The 15,108-nt window shown below is 52.2% G+C and carries 13 protein-coding genes; 9 read left to right on the top strand and 4 right to left on the bottom strand.

Going from position 1 to position 15,108, the window contains the following annotated elements; translation table 11 throughout:
• Positions 1-528: 528 nt before the first annotated feature.
• Together IPF95_06255 and kbl are read right to left on the bottom strand one after the other, a co-directional pair.
• Positions 529-4,497, bottom strand: coding sequence for a PKD domain-containing protein (locus IPF95_06255; protein ID MBK6474297.1), 3,969 nt, complete (start codon positions 4,495-4,497; stop codon positions 529-531).
• 97 nt (positions 4,498-4,594) lie between these two features.
• The gene (gene kbl, locus IPF95_06250) at positions 4,595-5,785 is read right to left on the bottom strand and encodes a glycine C-acetyltransferase (GenBank protein ID MBK6474296.1); all 1,191 of its coding nucleotides are present in this window, start codon (positions 5,783-5,785) and stop codon (positions 4,595-4,597) included.
• 225 nt (positions 5,786-6,010) lie between these two features.
• Here kbl and IPF95_06245 point away from each other — a divergent pair, with 225 nt between their 5' ends.
• Positions 6,011-6,928: a hypothetical protein gene (locus tag IPF95_06245; protein ID MBK6474295.1), complete on the top strand. Its 918-nt coding sequence runs from the start codon at positions 6,011-6,013 to the stop codon at positions 6,926-6,928.
• Between the two features lie 78 nt (positions 6,929-7,006).
• Here IPF95_06245 and IPF95_06240 read toward each other — a convergent pair whose 3' ends face one another.
• Positions 7,007-7,162 (bottom strand): hypothetical protein, encoded by a 156-nt coding sequence (locus IPF95_06240; GenBank protein MBK6474294.1) that lies wholly within the window; start codon positions 7,160-7,162, stop codon positions 7,007-7,009.
• Positions 7,163-7,368: 206 nt separating this feature from the next.
• On the opposite strand from IPF95_06240, the gene IPF95_06235 reads away from it, so the two are divergent.
• From IPF95_06235 to IPF95_06200, 8 genes are all read left to right on the top strand, one after another.
• Complete coding sequence (locus IPF95_06235; GenBank protein MBK6474293.1) at positions 7,369-7,917, top strand: fasciclin domain-containing protein; 549 nt, start codon at positions 7,369-7,371, stop codon at positions 7,915-7,917.
• A gap of 37 nt (positions 7,918-7,954) precedes the next feature.
• Entirely contained in the window at positions 7,955-8,167 is a 213-nt protein-coding gene (locus IPF95_06230; GenBank protein ID MBK6474292.1) for a hypothetical protein, read from the top strand.
• A gap of 59 nt (positions 8,168-8,226) precedes the next feature.
• Positions 8,227-8,775: a fasciclin domain-containing protein gene (locus tag IPF95_06225; GenBank protein MBK6474291.1), complete on the top strand. Its 549-nt coding sequence runs from the start codon at positions 8,227-8,229 to the stop codon at positions 8,773-8,775.
• A 317-nt stretch (positions 8,776-9,092) separates the two neighbouring features.
• Positions 9,093-9,587 carry a hypothetical protein gene (locus IPF95_06220; protein ID MBK6474290.1) on the top strand — a complete coding sequence of 165 codons (495 nt, stop codon included), beginning with the start codon at positions 9,093-9,095 and terminating at the stop codon, positions 9,585-9,587.
• Between the two features lie 345 nt (positions 9,588-9,932).
• Positions 9,933-12,272: a T9SS type A sorting domain-containing protein gene (locus tag IPF95_06215; GenBank protein MBK6474289.1), complete on the top strand. Its 2,340-nt coding sequence runs from the start codon at positions 9,933-9,935 to the stop codon at positions 12,270-12,272.
• A 317-nt stretch (positions 12,273-12,589) separates the two neighbouring features.
• Positions 12,590-13,069 carry a hypothetical protein gene (locus IPF95_06210; protein MBK6474288.1) on the top strand — a complete coding sequence of 160 codons (480 nt, stop codon included), beginning with the start codon at positions 12,590-12,592 and terminating at the stop codon, positions 13,067-13,069.
• Positions 13,070-13,214: 145 nt separating this feature from the next.
• Complete coding sequence (locus IPF95_06205) at positions 13,215-13,394, top strand: hypothetical protein (protein ID MBK6474287.1); 180 nt, start codon at positions 13,215-13,217, stop codon at positions 13,392-13,394.
• An 86-nt stretch (positions 13,395-13,480) separates the two neighbouring features.
• Positions 13,481-14,536: an AI-2E family transporter gene (locus tag IPF95_06200; protein MBK6474286.1), complete on the top strand. Its 1,056-nt coding sequence runs from the start codon at positions 13,481-13,483 to the stop codon at positions 14,534-14,536.
• A gap of 20 nt (positions 14,537-14,556) precedes the next feature.
• On the opposite strand, the gene IPF95_06195 is transcribed toward IPF95_06200, so the two are convergent.
• The gene (locus IPF95_06195; protein MBK6474285.1) at positions 14,557-15,075 is read right to left on the bottom strand and encodes a hypothetical protein; all 519 of its coding nucleotides are present in this window, start codon (positions 15,073-15,075) and stop codon (positions 14,557-14,559) included.
• Between the last annotated feature and the right edge of the window lie 33 nt (positions 15,076-15,108).

Here is a 15,108-nt window from a genome sequence, read left to right as displayed (position 1 = left end):
GGCCGGAACATGGCTCACCCCTGATCAAAGAATAAAGCATGACCGTCCGCAACATTAAATGTTCAGGCGGATGGTGAGAGCTCCAACACCTCCTGCAAACCTACCCGCATTGGGAAGCACAAGTACCGGGCTCACCTAACAAATACCAACAAGTGGATGTGTTAAGAACCCATATTCAAAATTGATAGCGGTGAGGAGCAGCGCTGCAGGGCCATCGGGTCTTCGACCCGCGCCCGCAGAAAGATCGAGGAACCACAGATAGACACGGATAAACACAGATAAGTCCACCGTACCGCGGATATGTGATCAACTATGGAGCAAAGTCTCTCCAAATCGACACCTTTGCAGTTAAACCAATTTCACAAATGGTCTACACTCAAGGAGGAGGTGTGGTTGAGACCCAATAACCTTGTGCAGCTATGCGCTTAGGATACAAGAACTCATATCTTCTCAAAAAGGAACCCATGAATTCAATTGGAAAACGCACTCCATTTCTCATAGACGAACAACGCTTTTACCAATGATCACTTACGGCAACTGTTGGATCCGCACGTTCGTAGGTACCACCCCGCCGATGTTGGTCAGAATTGGATCGCGATCATTATTGGTTCCCGTATAGCGCACCACACCATCCATATTGCAATCCTCTGAATGGTAGCCGTTCACAGTATTCGTTGGTACTACCCCCCCGATCTTTGTAAGGATCACGTCCCGATCATTTACCGTGCCGGTGTACTTGATCACCAGATCATGGACCACGTTCCCTAACCACAGTACACGCACTCCGTTCACCTCTTTTTGAGCTTCGGTACCATAAGTAAGTGTAAGCGGGTTGGTAAGATCTACACTTGCGGTTCCAGTAGTGAACGGGATCGCAGCTGCGGTCATGCACCCCAAGTGATTACGATGCCGCGCGACAATGAAATAGTTCCCTGTAGGAGCATTGAAACTCACCGGCGAAATACCATCCTCCGCTACGACATCACCATCGCTCTGTAGAAGCGCGGAACGCGTAGCAACAACGGTGGTCGGTGACCCTTCGGAACGCAATTCAATGAATACCCAATCCACGATCGCGTTGTTTCCCGTGATGCTCTGTACACCGGCCTGAATGGTCTCTCCACCACCACCCACATGCACGAATTCCGGAGCAGTGTAAGGTTGTAACGCAGGGATCAACGCAGCTATCCGTAGGTCATCCCGCATCGACCCGATGTTCGTTTCGTATGCTCCTTCCAACATCATCTTCAAAGCCAATCGCATACCGCTGTTCACCACTTGGATATTGTCCAGGTAGAGCCTGTCGCCATAGTCATTCACTGCTGTGAATCGGATCACGACCTGTTGCCCATCGTATGCGCTGATGTCGATATCATGCAACAGCCAATCGGTTGCCAGCCCTGGTGCCCACGGAGTGGATCCCGTTGCGGAAGTGGCAAGTGCGCCTGCTTCCGCGTAGTACAGTTGGATCCATGAACTTCCGCAATTGGTACTGATCTCCACGCGAAGACCGTCCGTATACGAAGCGCCATACATTTTATACGCGTGATGGAATTTCAATCGTGTTCCGGAACTACCACCTAGCGTTGTCACCGGCGAGATCAAACGATCCAACTGACCGGGAGCGTTGTAGTAATAATTGTCGATGCGCCATGCCCGCGTCGCATTTCCATCCGCACCGATCGTCACCGCCAGATTGCTCCAAGTATCCGCGTTGTCCGGGTTTTCGAGGCTCCATCCAGCAGGTGTCAGCAACTGATCTTCTGCATCCGCGATCAACGGTGTGGAGGCTGTGCTGTTCTCAACGGTGATGTAGCCGGGAAGCGTTCGGGTACTGTTCCCGTTGGCATCGCTCACATCAAGCGTTACGTCATATACGCCGGGTGTTGAATACGAGACCACCGGACTTCGATCGGTACTTGTGGCTGGCGATCCACCTGGAAAGCTCCAGCTCCAGGTCGCATTGGTTCCGTTCAACGCACTGTTATCCCAGAATTGCACGTCTGGAGAAAGACACGATACGGTGCGTTTGTCCGCAGCGAAATTCGCAACAGGACCCGCCAAGGTCTCCAGGGCACTTTCCCAAACACTGCGATCGGTACCGTTGCGGATCTTGCCATCCCGGTAATTGATCAATAAGCGTGTGCTATAGATCTTGGTGGGGAGTCCTGCGTTCCAAAGTGCCCACGCAGGTGCAGCATTGCTCCGGTGATACACACCTCGGCGTGTTCCGATGTACAGATCACCTGCACTGCCCAACTGATGTACGATGTTCGATGGCCATTCACCGTTCAGGTTCGCATCCGTGATGTTGGTCCATGAAGATCCGCCGTTCACGCTTTTGTAAACGAGGTAGCCATCCATGTTCGGTGAGTTACCGTACTGGCTGGTGCGGCAGAGCCACACGGTCTGTGGGTCGGTCGCGCTTACAGTTACATCGTAAGGAACCCACGTGTTCCCGTTGATCATTGCGGAATTCGGTGTAATGTTCGTCCAGTTAATGCCGCCGTCAACGGTGCGCCATACCTTCTTCACGCCCCACCAATCGGGATAGGTACATACGTACATGGTGTTCGGTTCGCTGAGGGCCATATCAATGTTGGTCACGTCCTCCCCGAAGTCATACACTTCTATAAATGAAGCACCGTTATCATCCGTTCGCCACAGCGCTGTGCCGTTACCAAGGAAAGCTGTATTCACGGCATTGGGGTGCCAGACAATTTCGCTACTTTCTCCTGTTATGTAACTGGCGGATGGTTGTTTGCTCCACGTACTGTTCCCGTTAGCAACATTCCTATCGCCGCTCAAGGTCTTATAGCCGTAATCGCTCAATACGCGCCGATCATATTGCGGATGTGCGAAACCGCGGAACCCATCACCACCATCGGTACAGACCCATCCGTTGGTATACACATCGTTATCCTTGAGCATGGTGCCGTTGTGGTACGCACCACCGAGCATCACATTGCTACCGGTCCAACCACCCGCTCCGAATCCCCAGAAGTCCGTACCGCTGATGCCGAACATCCGTTTGTTGAATGTGGCACCACCATCATTGCTGTAGAAGACCCCACCATCACACCCGGCCCAGATCTCCGAACCGCCGTAATAGCGGAAGTCGTGAATATCGGCATGGACGTAATCCACCTTACTGCTATGGCTCCATTTTGCTGGGCACGTGAATGATACTCCACCATCGGTGCTCACCCAACGTTGCACGCCGCAAACGTTCACCTTGTTCTCATTCGTGGGGTCCACACCAAACGCTAGGTCATAATAGTATTGGCCTCCATCATCCTGTCCAACATCATTCCATCCCATCAAATTGAAATTGGTGGGTGATGGCACCCCAGCGGGCGAAGGACCACAGCATTGGAACGTCCAATTCACACCTTGATCACTGCTCTTGTAAACACCGTACAGACCGCTACCGCCATTTGCCGCTCCGGTACACAATGCGTACACCACATTCGGAGCCGCTGCACACACAGCGATCTCCGTCCGTTTCTGTTCATCCGGAGCTACCGGTAACGGCCAACCTGTAACGATCTGAGAAAAAGAAACACCGTTGGATGTACTTCGCCAGAACTCCGTTCTGTTCGACGTTTGTTTAACGGCATATACCGTATTCGGATCGTTCGGCCTGAACTCCAGTTCCTGCCAGATCCCGGTCTGTATCTGCGTGAAACTGGAACCGGCATTGGTACTGCGCCATAGTCCTTTATCACTGATCACGTAAAGTAATTGCGCATTGGAAGGGTGCATGACGATATCGCGGATACTGTGGCTCAATGCATTGAAGGTGGCATCGCCGATAACGATCCATGTTGCACCTGCGTCAATGGACTTGAACAGATCACCTTCCGCACCGAAATAGACAATGTTCGGATCGCTGATGTGGATCTCGATACTCAGGACCTCACCGACCAACATACCCTTCGTAACGTTCAGCCAATTCAGTCCCTTGTCAATGCTTTTCCATAGTCCTGCGTTAGCGGTTCCGGCATAGATAACATCCATGTTGGAGACACTTTGTTCCACGGTATAGACATGCGCAGCACCAGCGGCGTAGCTCTTTACCACCGACCCGTGGTCCCAATCAATGGGTCCGATGCAACTCCAATTTGCAGCACGGGAAGCATTCAATTGTTCCGTCTTGATCACGTATTGCCTAGAACTCTCGGGATATTCAGCGCGTTGTTGCGGATCTACCGGCACCAATTCGTGACCGATCTCGCGTTTCCATCGCTTATAGTATTGTGTGTGGGCATTCTTCACGAACGGCTGTGTTGCGTAATAGGCCTCATATGCAGCTTGCACAGCACTAGGGTCAGGGTCAGGCGCATACATCAATTGCACCCAACCGGGCAGTGTACCGGACGCATATCGGAATTGCTCCAATTGTGCATTCATGGAAACCGATAGTGAGATCGTGCACAGGAAGAAAAGGGCTCTTAGCATTGCAAGGAATTGATCGTTGTAAGGGGGTCCGTCCATTCGGATCGGTTCTATAGCTCGAACCCGGATCAGCGGCAATGTACCGTGAAACCTGATTCTAACGAGAACAACAACGCACGAAATCCAGTAGTCCTATTCAGATCACGCCTAGCTCCTTACCCACTTTTGCGAAAGCTGCAAGAGCCTTATCGATGTGTTCATCGGTATGTGCTGCACTCAGCTGAACGCGAATGCGTGCGGTATCTTTCGGTACAACAGGGTAAAAGAACCCGATCACATAGATACCTTCATCCAACAGCTTATCCGCCATTACCTGGCTGAGCTTGGCATCCCCTAGCATAACGGGTACAATGGCCGCTCCGGCTCCGCGTGTCTTGAATCCGAGCGCTTCGATCCCGCTCCGGAACCGATCCACGTTCTTTTCGAGACGATCGCGCAATTCCGTGGATGCCGTAAGGATATCGATCACTTTAATGGAAGCACCTACAATGGAGGGGGCCAATGAATTACTGAACAGGTAAGGCCGTGAACGTTGACGCAGGAGTTCAACGATCTCTTTTCGTGCACTTGTGTAGCCACCCATAGCACCACCGAGCGCTTTGCCCAATGTACCGGTAATGATATCCACGCGTCCGGTAACACCGCAATGCTCAACGCTCCCTCTACCCGTTTTCCCAATAAAGCCTGCAGCGTGGCATTCATCCACCATCACCAGCGCTTCATACTTGTCGGCCAGGTCGCAGACACCTTTTAGGTCAGCGATGATCCCATCCATGCTGAAGACACCGTCGGTAACGATGATGATGTTCCGAGCACCATCTGCCCGGGCCATTCTCAACTGGACCTCAAGGTCCGCCATATCGTTATTGGCATACCGGTACCGCATGGCTTTGCTCAAGCGCACGCCATCGATGATGCTTGCATGGTTCAGAGAGTCACTGATGATCGCGTCCTGTTCTGAGAACAGCGGTTCGAAGACCCCTCCATTCGCGTCGAAACAAGCCGCATAGAGAATGGTATCATCGAGCGAATGGAACTTTGACAATTTCTCCTCCAGCTCCTTGTGGATGTCCTGGGTACCGCAAATGAACCGAACACTGCTCAGCCCATAACCATGATCATCCAGCGTGGCATGGGCCGCTTGCACTACCTCCGGGTGTGACGAGAGGCCCAAGTAATTGTTGGCACAGAAATTCAGCACCTTCTGGGAACCGACCGTGATCTCCGCATTCTGCTTGCTGCGGATAATGCGTTCCTTTTTGTATAGCCCGGCTTCTTGGATAGCCGCAAGTTCATTGACCAATTGGTCCTTTATCGTTCCGTACATCTGTGGTGATTGGTCCGCGAAAGTAGCCATGCGGAATTTGTCGCTGCACGTACCCGATCCACACCCTAGTAACCCCATCTTGGCATAGTCCGTACAAGCCCCAATTCACTAACTATTCAGTGACCTGAGAAGTTCAATTGCCAACAGGAAGTTGGTTATTTCACCCGCAGAAATTGACCGCCCGTCGGGGTAAAAGCTATATTCGTCCCACTTTCCCACTTTCCCATGCGTGCATTCGTTAGCCGTTACCCCGTACTTCTTTTTGTGTTGCTCACCTTATCCTACCAATTCGTTGTGGTAGGCGTAGTTTGGGCCAAACTTGCTCCAGGCACGCATATAAGCAACGACGAGGTTGCTCATATGATCTTTCGGTTCCGTGTATTCGGACCGCTCGTATTCGCAGTAATGATCACGGCCTATTTAGAAGGCATGGCCGGCATGCGCAAGCTGTTCGGGGCTTTCTTCCATTGGAAGGTATCGGCTATATGGTACGCGCTCGCTTTTTTATGGAAGCCCATATTCACCTACATCGGGATCACGACCATTGCGATCCTTGGAATTCGCGCGTGGCCCGGATTCGTGGTGGATGATTTTTTCGGTGGCTCTTGGGAGAACCTAGGCAACCTCATGAAGAATATGCCGTTCATCGTCGGGATCGCATTCGTGGAAGAGACCGCTTGGATGAAATTCTCCGTGACCCGTTTGCAGGACCGCTATAAGGCTTTGCCTGCTTGTTTGTTAGCCGGAACGGCATGGGGCCTTTGGTATTTACCTATGCTTTTGATCGGTGAGGGTGTACCGGATGGTTACCCTTGGCATATGTTCATGTTGAGCATGATCGCATTGACATTCTTTCTGAGCTGGACGTATAACATGACACGGAGTGGCACCATCCTGTTGATCATGCAGATCATCAGCAACTGTGCATTCTTCATGTTGCCTGTGCTTCCAGGCCTATGGGGCGGTGACCCGACCTATATAAACGGCTTCGTATCGGTGAACATGTTGAGCGCCATAGCGATCGTCGTGATCTTCGGTTGGCGCGAAATGGGACGTACCACCCGTGCCAAATGGAGCGACCTCAACGCTGAAGTCGACCCGGAACAAGACTCTGAAAAAGAGTACATGATCACTGCGGCTTGAACTTGGTTCTGTCGTGGTCCTGAAGACCTACCCCGTGCATTGTCCTGCCCGGCCATTGCATCTTCAGCTCTCTATCTTTCAGTAAGTGAAAAGCTTCTTCCGTGCTGCATCCTTAGAGGTGAGCACATCGCGCACTATCCAATGCGAATTGTCGCATCGTCCACGGCGACGAAGACCGCGGTCCGCATCCTGTGCATTGTTCTTGAATGCATACCCCGTGAGGGGTTTTTTCATCACAGCGATCCGTTCAACCCACGTTGTACGAATAGAACAGGTCGATACTTCTTTACACCAGCGTCGAATTTCCATTGCGAATGATCCAGCAACCATCCATTCCTCATATGTGGTTCTGTAGTCGATCGGAAAGTGGCTATCGGAGGCCTCCGCTAACTGACCGATCCACTGATCAAACGAACACGATCATTAAAAACTCGATCCCCATGAAACACATAGTGTTAACAGCTGCTTTACTAGCAGCATTCGCAAGCCCGGTACTTGCACAGAAAACGAAGATGGTAGGTGGTGCAGAAATGTATCCTACCAAGAACATCATTGAAAACGCAGTGAACAGCAAGGACCATACGACACTGGTGGCCGCCGTTAAAGCTGCCGATCTGGTGGAAACACTTTCCAGCGAAGGACCATTCACCGTAATCGCACCGACCAACGCAGCATTCGATGCCCTACCTGCTGGTAACGTAGAAGGTTTGTTGAAGCCAGAAGCGAAGGCACAATTGCAGGGCGTATTGACGTACCATGTATTGGCAGGTACGTTCGACAGCAAAGCCGTTGCTGAAGCGATCAAGAAAGGCGGTGGAAAAGCAAGCATGAAAACTGTAGCCGGTGGCGAACTGATGCTCAGCATGAAAGGCAGTGACCTGATCGCGATGGACGCAAGCGGTAACAGCGCAAAGGTGACGATCGCTGATGTATACCAGAGCAACCGTGTGATCCATGTGATCGACGCCGTGTTGCTTCCGAAGATGTGATCAACTGACTAATTGGGGCCACCCCAAAACATACTTGGTGGGTCAAGACCCCCTCTACCGAACCCGCAGCAACGCGGTTGAGGTGAAGGGGCTTCTTGATATTCTATTGGGGCTTGGCGTACCGCTGACCATTGGACGAAATGTTTGGGATCCATCAACCACGTATTCCAACTTCCATTCGAGCATTTCCATAGATGCGATCCATAGCGGTGAGAACAACCTATTCTCATCTTTTTCGATCAGCTGCTGAACAAACCGCGATCTTGCTTGTTTATCATTTGTTCGTAAACATTAAACAAAAAAACAATCATGAAACACGTAGTGCTAACAGCTGCTCTTGTAGCAGCATTCGCAAGCCCAGTACTTGCACAGAAAACGAAGATGGTAGGTGGTGCAGAAATGTATCCTAGCAAGAACATCATTGAAAATGCAGTGAACAGCAAGGACCATACGACACTGGTAGCTGCCGTTAAAGCTGCTGATCTGGTGGAAACCCTTTCCAGTGAAGGACCCTTCACCTTATTCGCACCGACCAACGCAGCATTCGATGCCCTACCTGCTGGTACCGTAGAAGGTCTTCTAAAGCCAGAAGCTAAGAAGCAATTGCAAGGCGTATTGACCTACCATGTATTGGCCGGTAAGTTCGACAGCAAAGCCGTTGCTGAAGCGATCAAGAAAGGCGGTGGAAAAGCAAGCATGAAAACTGTAGCCGGTGGCGAACTGATGTTCAGCATGAAAGGCAGTGACCTGATCGTGATGGACGCAAGCGGTAACAGCGCAAAGGTGACGATCGCCGATGTGTACCAGAGCAACGGTGTGATCCACGTGATCGACGCCGTGTTGCTTCCGAAGATGTGATCAACTGACTAATTGGGGCCACCCCAAAACATACTTGGTGGGTCAAGACCCCCTCTACCGAACCCGCAGCAACGAGGAGAAGGTATAGGGGTTTCTTGTTTGGACCTGTTCCTTTTGCGTCGCTGGATCGCGGACGGAAAGTGTGGAAATGCTCAATGCATCATTCCGGGTTTCTTTCTGGGAGCGTTAAGTTGAGCGGGCGCGAAAACCGCCACTTGCTCATCCTGAGCCACCACTTGCTCCGGGGTGCATGCGCTCATTGTGGGATCGGGAGACATTTGTCCTGTCAACAACGACGACCAACCCCTCCGAACAAAATGAACATTGTAAAACGCACCCTCGTCTCCGCCGTCCTCTTCGCTGCCGCTGTCGCCTTCTGCAGTTCCATACACGCCAACACCTTCAATGGAGTGCCCGAGGGCGTGAACGGAACAGAGGCCGTGGTACGCATCGACCTCGTGAATAGCTCCTTCATGGTCAGCAACGACACGGCCACCGTGTTGCAACGGGTGGTGAGCGCGGGTACTGATGGACAATACAAGGCACAGGTGCTCGCACCTGATGGCACCGTGATGATGGAAGGAAGCTACAGCGACGTGAAGTGCACCGTGCAGAACGGCCCCTTCACCTACTACTACAACAACGGTAAAGTGAGCGCCAAGGGAGCCTACGCCATGGGGATCAAGACCGGGATCTGGCTACGTTTCGATGCCCAAGGCAAGGCTTTGGCCGAGCGCGTCTACACAGGGTTGAACTGGGAGCAGACGCAGATCCAACTCGGTCTGGTGAGCGCGGCAGATACAAAACAGTAAGCACGACTAGGAAGCAGGAAAGGTGAACGGGCCGTCTCCAACGAGGCGGCTCTTTTGCGTTCATGTGGAACGAAGATCTGTCGGCTGCGGATCGGGTTTGCGCCAATGTTCCTAAGTCACGGCAGGTTCTCCTTCTATAAGCCCCTGCCGTACGCACGTTTCAGACCCGCATTTTACCGCTTCATCACTTTTGTAGCACGCTTCAGCAACTTCAATTAAATGCGGCATGAAATGGAGATACCTTCGACATGCGATAAGTGCACAAAAGCTTTCAATGCTCTTCCCGACTTAAGTTAGATGAACTATTGGCATTGCTCATCGTTCATCCCCGGAAAAACAATCATCATGAAAAAGACGATCCACTTATTAGCGATCCTTCTACTGCTATCAACATCGCTCGTCGCGCAACCCATTGAGCCGAACTGGAACTACATCCGACCTACCAATACCGGCCTCGGTGGTGATTATTTCAGGAACATCGAAGTGGACCAATGCGGTGATAAATGGACAGGCGGATATCTTCCTTTTTACAGCGAAGGAAGTGTGGTCCGTTTTGACGATTCCGTATTCACGGCGTGGAGCAACTTTGAAGGATACATTCCGAACGCACAGGTCTTTGGCATTGCGTTCGATCAGAACAATGGCATTTGGGTAGCATGCAATGCGAACGTGAATTTCAACGAACACGGCGGAGTTGCGAATTATGACGGCACCTCATGGACAAAGTGGGACATGACCAATGCGCCATTTCCCACTGACCTGATGCTTGCCATTGCAGTTGATCACACCAATAATGTATGGGTCACGTTCTATGACTTCGGGCAAGGTCTTGGCGGTCTCGGAAAATACGATGGTACAACTTGGACCATCTATACGCCTTCCAATTCCGGTCTGCCTACAATTGACCTTACCGATATCGACGTGGATGCGCAGAATAACATTTGGATCGCCAGTCATGCAGGCTTGGTCAAATTCGACGGCATCAACTGGACCGTATTTACGCAAGCCAACTCCGGGATCGTCTTTGACGAGATCAATGATGTCGAGGTCGATGAAAGCACCAATAAAGTATACGCCGTCTCCACCTTTTCCGTAGACATTTACGACGGAACGAACTGGTCGCACATCAACGCCAACAATGCGCCATTCGGTAATATCTACATGACGGAAGTAGATGCGAAAGGAGCAACCGTGATGATCGGTTCCGTAGGTGGAACAGCGCCATCCGGAGTACGGATCTTCTCCAATGGTCTTTGGATATCGCACAATACACCCGGTAATATTACAGATGTCCGGATCGAGGATGATGAAACGTTCTGGACCTGCGGAAATGGTTTCGTGGAAAAGTATGATGGCACCAGTTGGACCACCTACACCAGTAAAAATACGGGAGCTACATCCATGCTCAACAATGCTGTTTTTGTAGATAGCAGGAACCGTATCTGGCTTTCCAGCGATCTGAATGGCGGCATCAACGTGTTCGACTGTCCAAAGTGGGAGGATTACGGACCGTATAACGAGGACCTATGGCCCGCGCCCATTGATTATACAGGCACCGGAGGCGGCGTAACCGAAGATAGTTATGGTGATATTTGGATGGCCTTCAACGGGCTCGCGGGTGGAGTAGTCCAGATCCCAGGGGGTGATGTGAACGACACTGCTGCATGGCATTTATGGGACAATGCGAATAGCGGTGTGTCCTTGCAATTTCTGGACGTGATCGGATCCGACCATACCGGCAACGTGTATATCGGGCACGATAACAATTGCAGTTTTTCAAAATTCGATCATGCAACGGATTCATGGACAGAGGTCAGTCTATACAATGCCGGAGATCCGGTCTGTGTTTTTGGCCAAGGCCTGAACAGGATCCGCGTTGATGTGGACAACACTGTGTGGTTCTGCGGTACGTACGGATTGGCCAAATATGATCAGACCAACATCACGTATTATAACGCCAACAATTCTCCACTACCACAGGGCAACATTGCGGATATAGCTTTTGATACGCAAGGAAATAAATGGATCGCTACCGAGCAAGGACTGTACAAATTCGATGACGTGACTTGGACACTATACGATACGAGCAACACCGGATTGATCGCCAACTGGATAACTGCATTGCTAATTGATGGTACGGGCACACTCTGGGCAGGCTGCGAAGACGGCGTTCTTGGTGATCCCGCCGGGCTTTGTTCGTTTGATGGAACAGTCTGGACACCATACACCACTGCGAATTCAGGATTGCAGGAAAAACTCATACGGCAATTGGAAATGGATACGCTTGGGAATCTCCTGGTGCTTTCCCAAGGGAAAGGCGCGGCCCTATTCAACCCCAATGGTGTACAAGGGTATGAGTGCATCGATAGAACGTTGCGAACTTGCATACCAACAGGTGTAACGGAATTGGCGGAGCATGATGATCCAGCGCTGACCGCTTTCCCGAATCCATTCTCGAACACGACCACACTTTCATTCACGTTGGAAAGCGCTGGATCCGTTTCACTAACGCTATATGACGTGGCGGGCAGGGTCGTAAAAACAATTCCCTTGGAAAAACCTACGGCCGGTAAACAAGAGATCCAACTTTCCTTGGGAGAGTTGCAGGGAATGAACTCAGGTATTTTCTTCGTCGACCTGAGAACGGCAACGCACGCTTACATAACAAAGCTCATCATTCAGTAAGGTCCTTTCCAGAAAGAGGCAGCTCAGCTGGGAACGCTGAGTCTGTGGACGAAGATGGGTTGCACGGGTAAGAGCATACCGGATACCGGTCTCATCTGCTGCCCTAGAGCCAAACGCCATCACCAGTTGGCAAAAGCCTCTGATCCAGCAAGGTGAGAAATGGGCTCTTCCGTGCTCATTCACGGCTATCCGACGGGGCCGACCAGCCATGCTCCGCCAGTTGCTCAGTTACATCCGCCACTTGCTCAAGCCCGCTTCGGTTCTGCTTCAGGACGGGCCAATTTTGACCCGTCGAAAGCAACAAGCACCCCACGAAAATGAACCTCCGCACCTTCTTCGCAACACTGATCAGCCTTATCACCCTTAGCTCCTATGCAACGGGTCCAGAGCAGATCGTCTTCCATGGTCGCATCTTCGTTGCCGGCGCGGATAGAGCAGGTAGCACCTTGACCATCACCACAGACGGACAGGAGCCTGAACTGATCATGGCAGCAATTGATGGAACCTACCGCGTGAGTGTTGCCGAAGGCAGCACCGCAGTGCTTTGCTTCGCACACAATGGCCACATCAGCAAGACCGTTTTGCTGGATACACAGCATGCCTTCGCCTCTTCCACCACCACCAGCCGCAACAAGAAGATCACGTTCGACGTGATCCTCCAAGAGAACCTTACACCTGAGATGCAGGCGGAGCAGAATGTAGTCGGCAGTATCCGTTTTGTACGCGGCAGTGGTTTGATGAAAGTGGGTTACGAGCAGACCACCATCCAGCCGGTTCTGGCCATGTTGGGCAAGTAAGCAGCGGCACTCGAATGTGGAACAAGCCCATTGGCCTACCCATTCGTTCAGGGAAATACGGAGCAACTATCTTCGCAAGAGCCATCATAACCTACCACCACTGGTCATGATACGATCGTAAACTGTTTCCATAACCCACCCTACCATGACACTCACAGGCCCCGGAGAGCCAACTCCCTCCAGCGTTCCTCCCACGGAAAAACCGACCACCGTGCCCCGTGAACAACCCTCCTACCCGCAGCCGGACCGCCCTGTTACCCGTCCGCAGGAAACACCAACACGCCCATCGCACGAACCGCCGACACGGCCCCAACCGGGTTCATGATCGTGAACCCTCCCCTTCGTTCCGAACACGGCGAAGGCTATGCGGTATAACCATTCGCACACCCCAACATAGGCTACCTTCAGCGCATGAATAGGACCAGGGACCAGATCCTGATCGCGTTGGCCGTGATCGCCCTTTTGTACGTGGGCAAGGCATTGTTCATCCCCTTGGCCTACAGCTTGCTGCTTGCCTTGGTGCTCTACCCCATGGTAGCACGCATGGAACGGCGGGGCATGAACCGTATCCTCGCCATCACTGCAAGTCTGGTCGTGGTGGTGGTGCTCTTTTCCGCACTCATCGTCCTGCTCGTTTGGCAATTGAATGCGTTCATGGCCGAACTGCCCGCCTTGCGCAACGGATCGCCACTGGTGGCCAATGCGGTGGACCTCCTCAGCCGGTACGTTCGGGATCTTTCCACCACCGACATGGATCACTTGGATGCCCTCTTGGCCATGCTCCCCGCAGGACTTGCCAACGCATTGCTACCGGCACTGAACGCCATGTTCGGCATGGTCTTCAACCTGCTCATCATACCCATCATCGCCTCTCTGATCCTGCTCCACCGCAAGCGCTATGTGCTGGTGCTCACGGAGATCGCGGGGCCCACGTTGCGGCCCGTGCTACCCGCCGTGCTGCAACGCAGCATCCACAGTTTCTCGAAGTTCATTACCGGCACCGCCAAAGTCTATGTGATCGTGGGGGTGCTGAACAGCATCGGGCTCCTGCTCTTGGGTGTGGAGAATGCCATCTTTTTCGGTATGCTTTCCGCGCTGATGACGATCATCCCCTACGTGGGCATCATCGTAAGTTCCCTGCTGCCGATGGCCGTGGTGTGGATCGCGACCGGGAACATGCTGTACCCTGCCGGCGTGGTGCTGGTCTATGCAGTGGTACAGTACTTGGAAGCGAACCTCATCTTTCCGAAAATAGTCGGCCGGCAGCTCAACCTCAACACCCTTGCCTCCATCGTCATCGTGCTGGCCGGGGCCGTGCTCTGGGGCGTTTCGGGCATGATCCTCCTGCTCCCCTACGTCGCCATCCTGAAGATCGTTAGCGCAGCGATCCCCTCCATGCGTGGGATCAACATGTTGTTGGGGGATGAGGAATTGGGGGCAGAGGAGGATGGTGGGGTGGGGAATTGAATTGGGGGATGCGGACTGCCCTAAGCGGGTTCAGACCCATACGCACCACGTACCTCATTGAGGTATTGATCCGGATCAATGTCCTTTATCCAGCTGCTGGCCCTTGCCTGAAGCCGCCTTAGATACGTTGCTTCGAACTTTTCATCTAAATCGATAAGTTCGATCAACTTCAAAGCCCCCTTCTCGATCTCACCGGTCTGCAAGTTCTGGCACCCGATCGCCCTGACGCCCATGGTGTGGTAGAGGATGTTATCCTTTAGATCCGCAAGCACTTGTTCCGAGGCATCAATGATATATACGCCTTGGCCATCACCATTCAAGTGGACAGAGGGTTTCCCCCTACTACCAGCTTCCACCACTTTGCCATAGAGGTATACTTCGCTTTCTACCGATGTTGCTTCCGTACGAAAGAAATGTGTGCGAACTTCGATCCGCAGTTCTGTAGTATTCGGTAACGAAGTGCGCAGCGTAAAGGCAAGATCCGAATCTTGCGCCCAGCGCTGTATAACCTCGATCGCCTTCGCGGTACGTGGTTCCAACACATCTATAGTGCCACTTGTGACCACCAAGCC

This window comes from Flavobacteriales bacterium (assembly GCA_016704485.1).
Classification (GTDB): Bacteria; Bacteroidota; Bacteroidia; order Flavobacteriales_F; family PHOS-HE28; genus PHOS-HE28.
The sequence above is the reverse complement of the archived record's forward strand: the minus strand, read 5'-3'. Positions and strand labels throughout refer to the sequence as shown.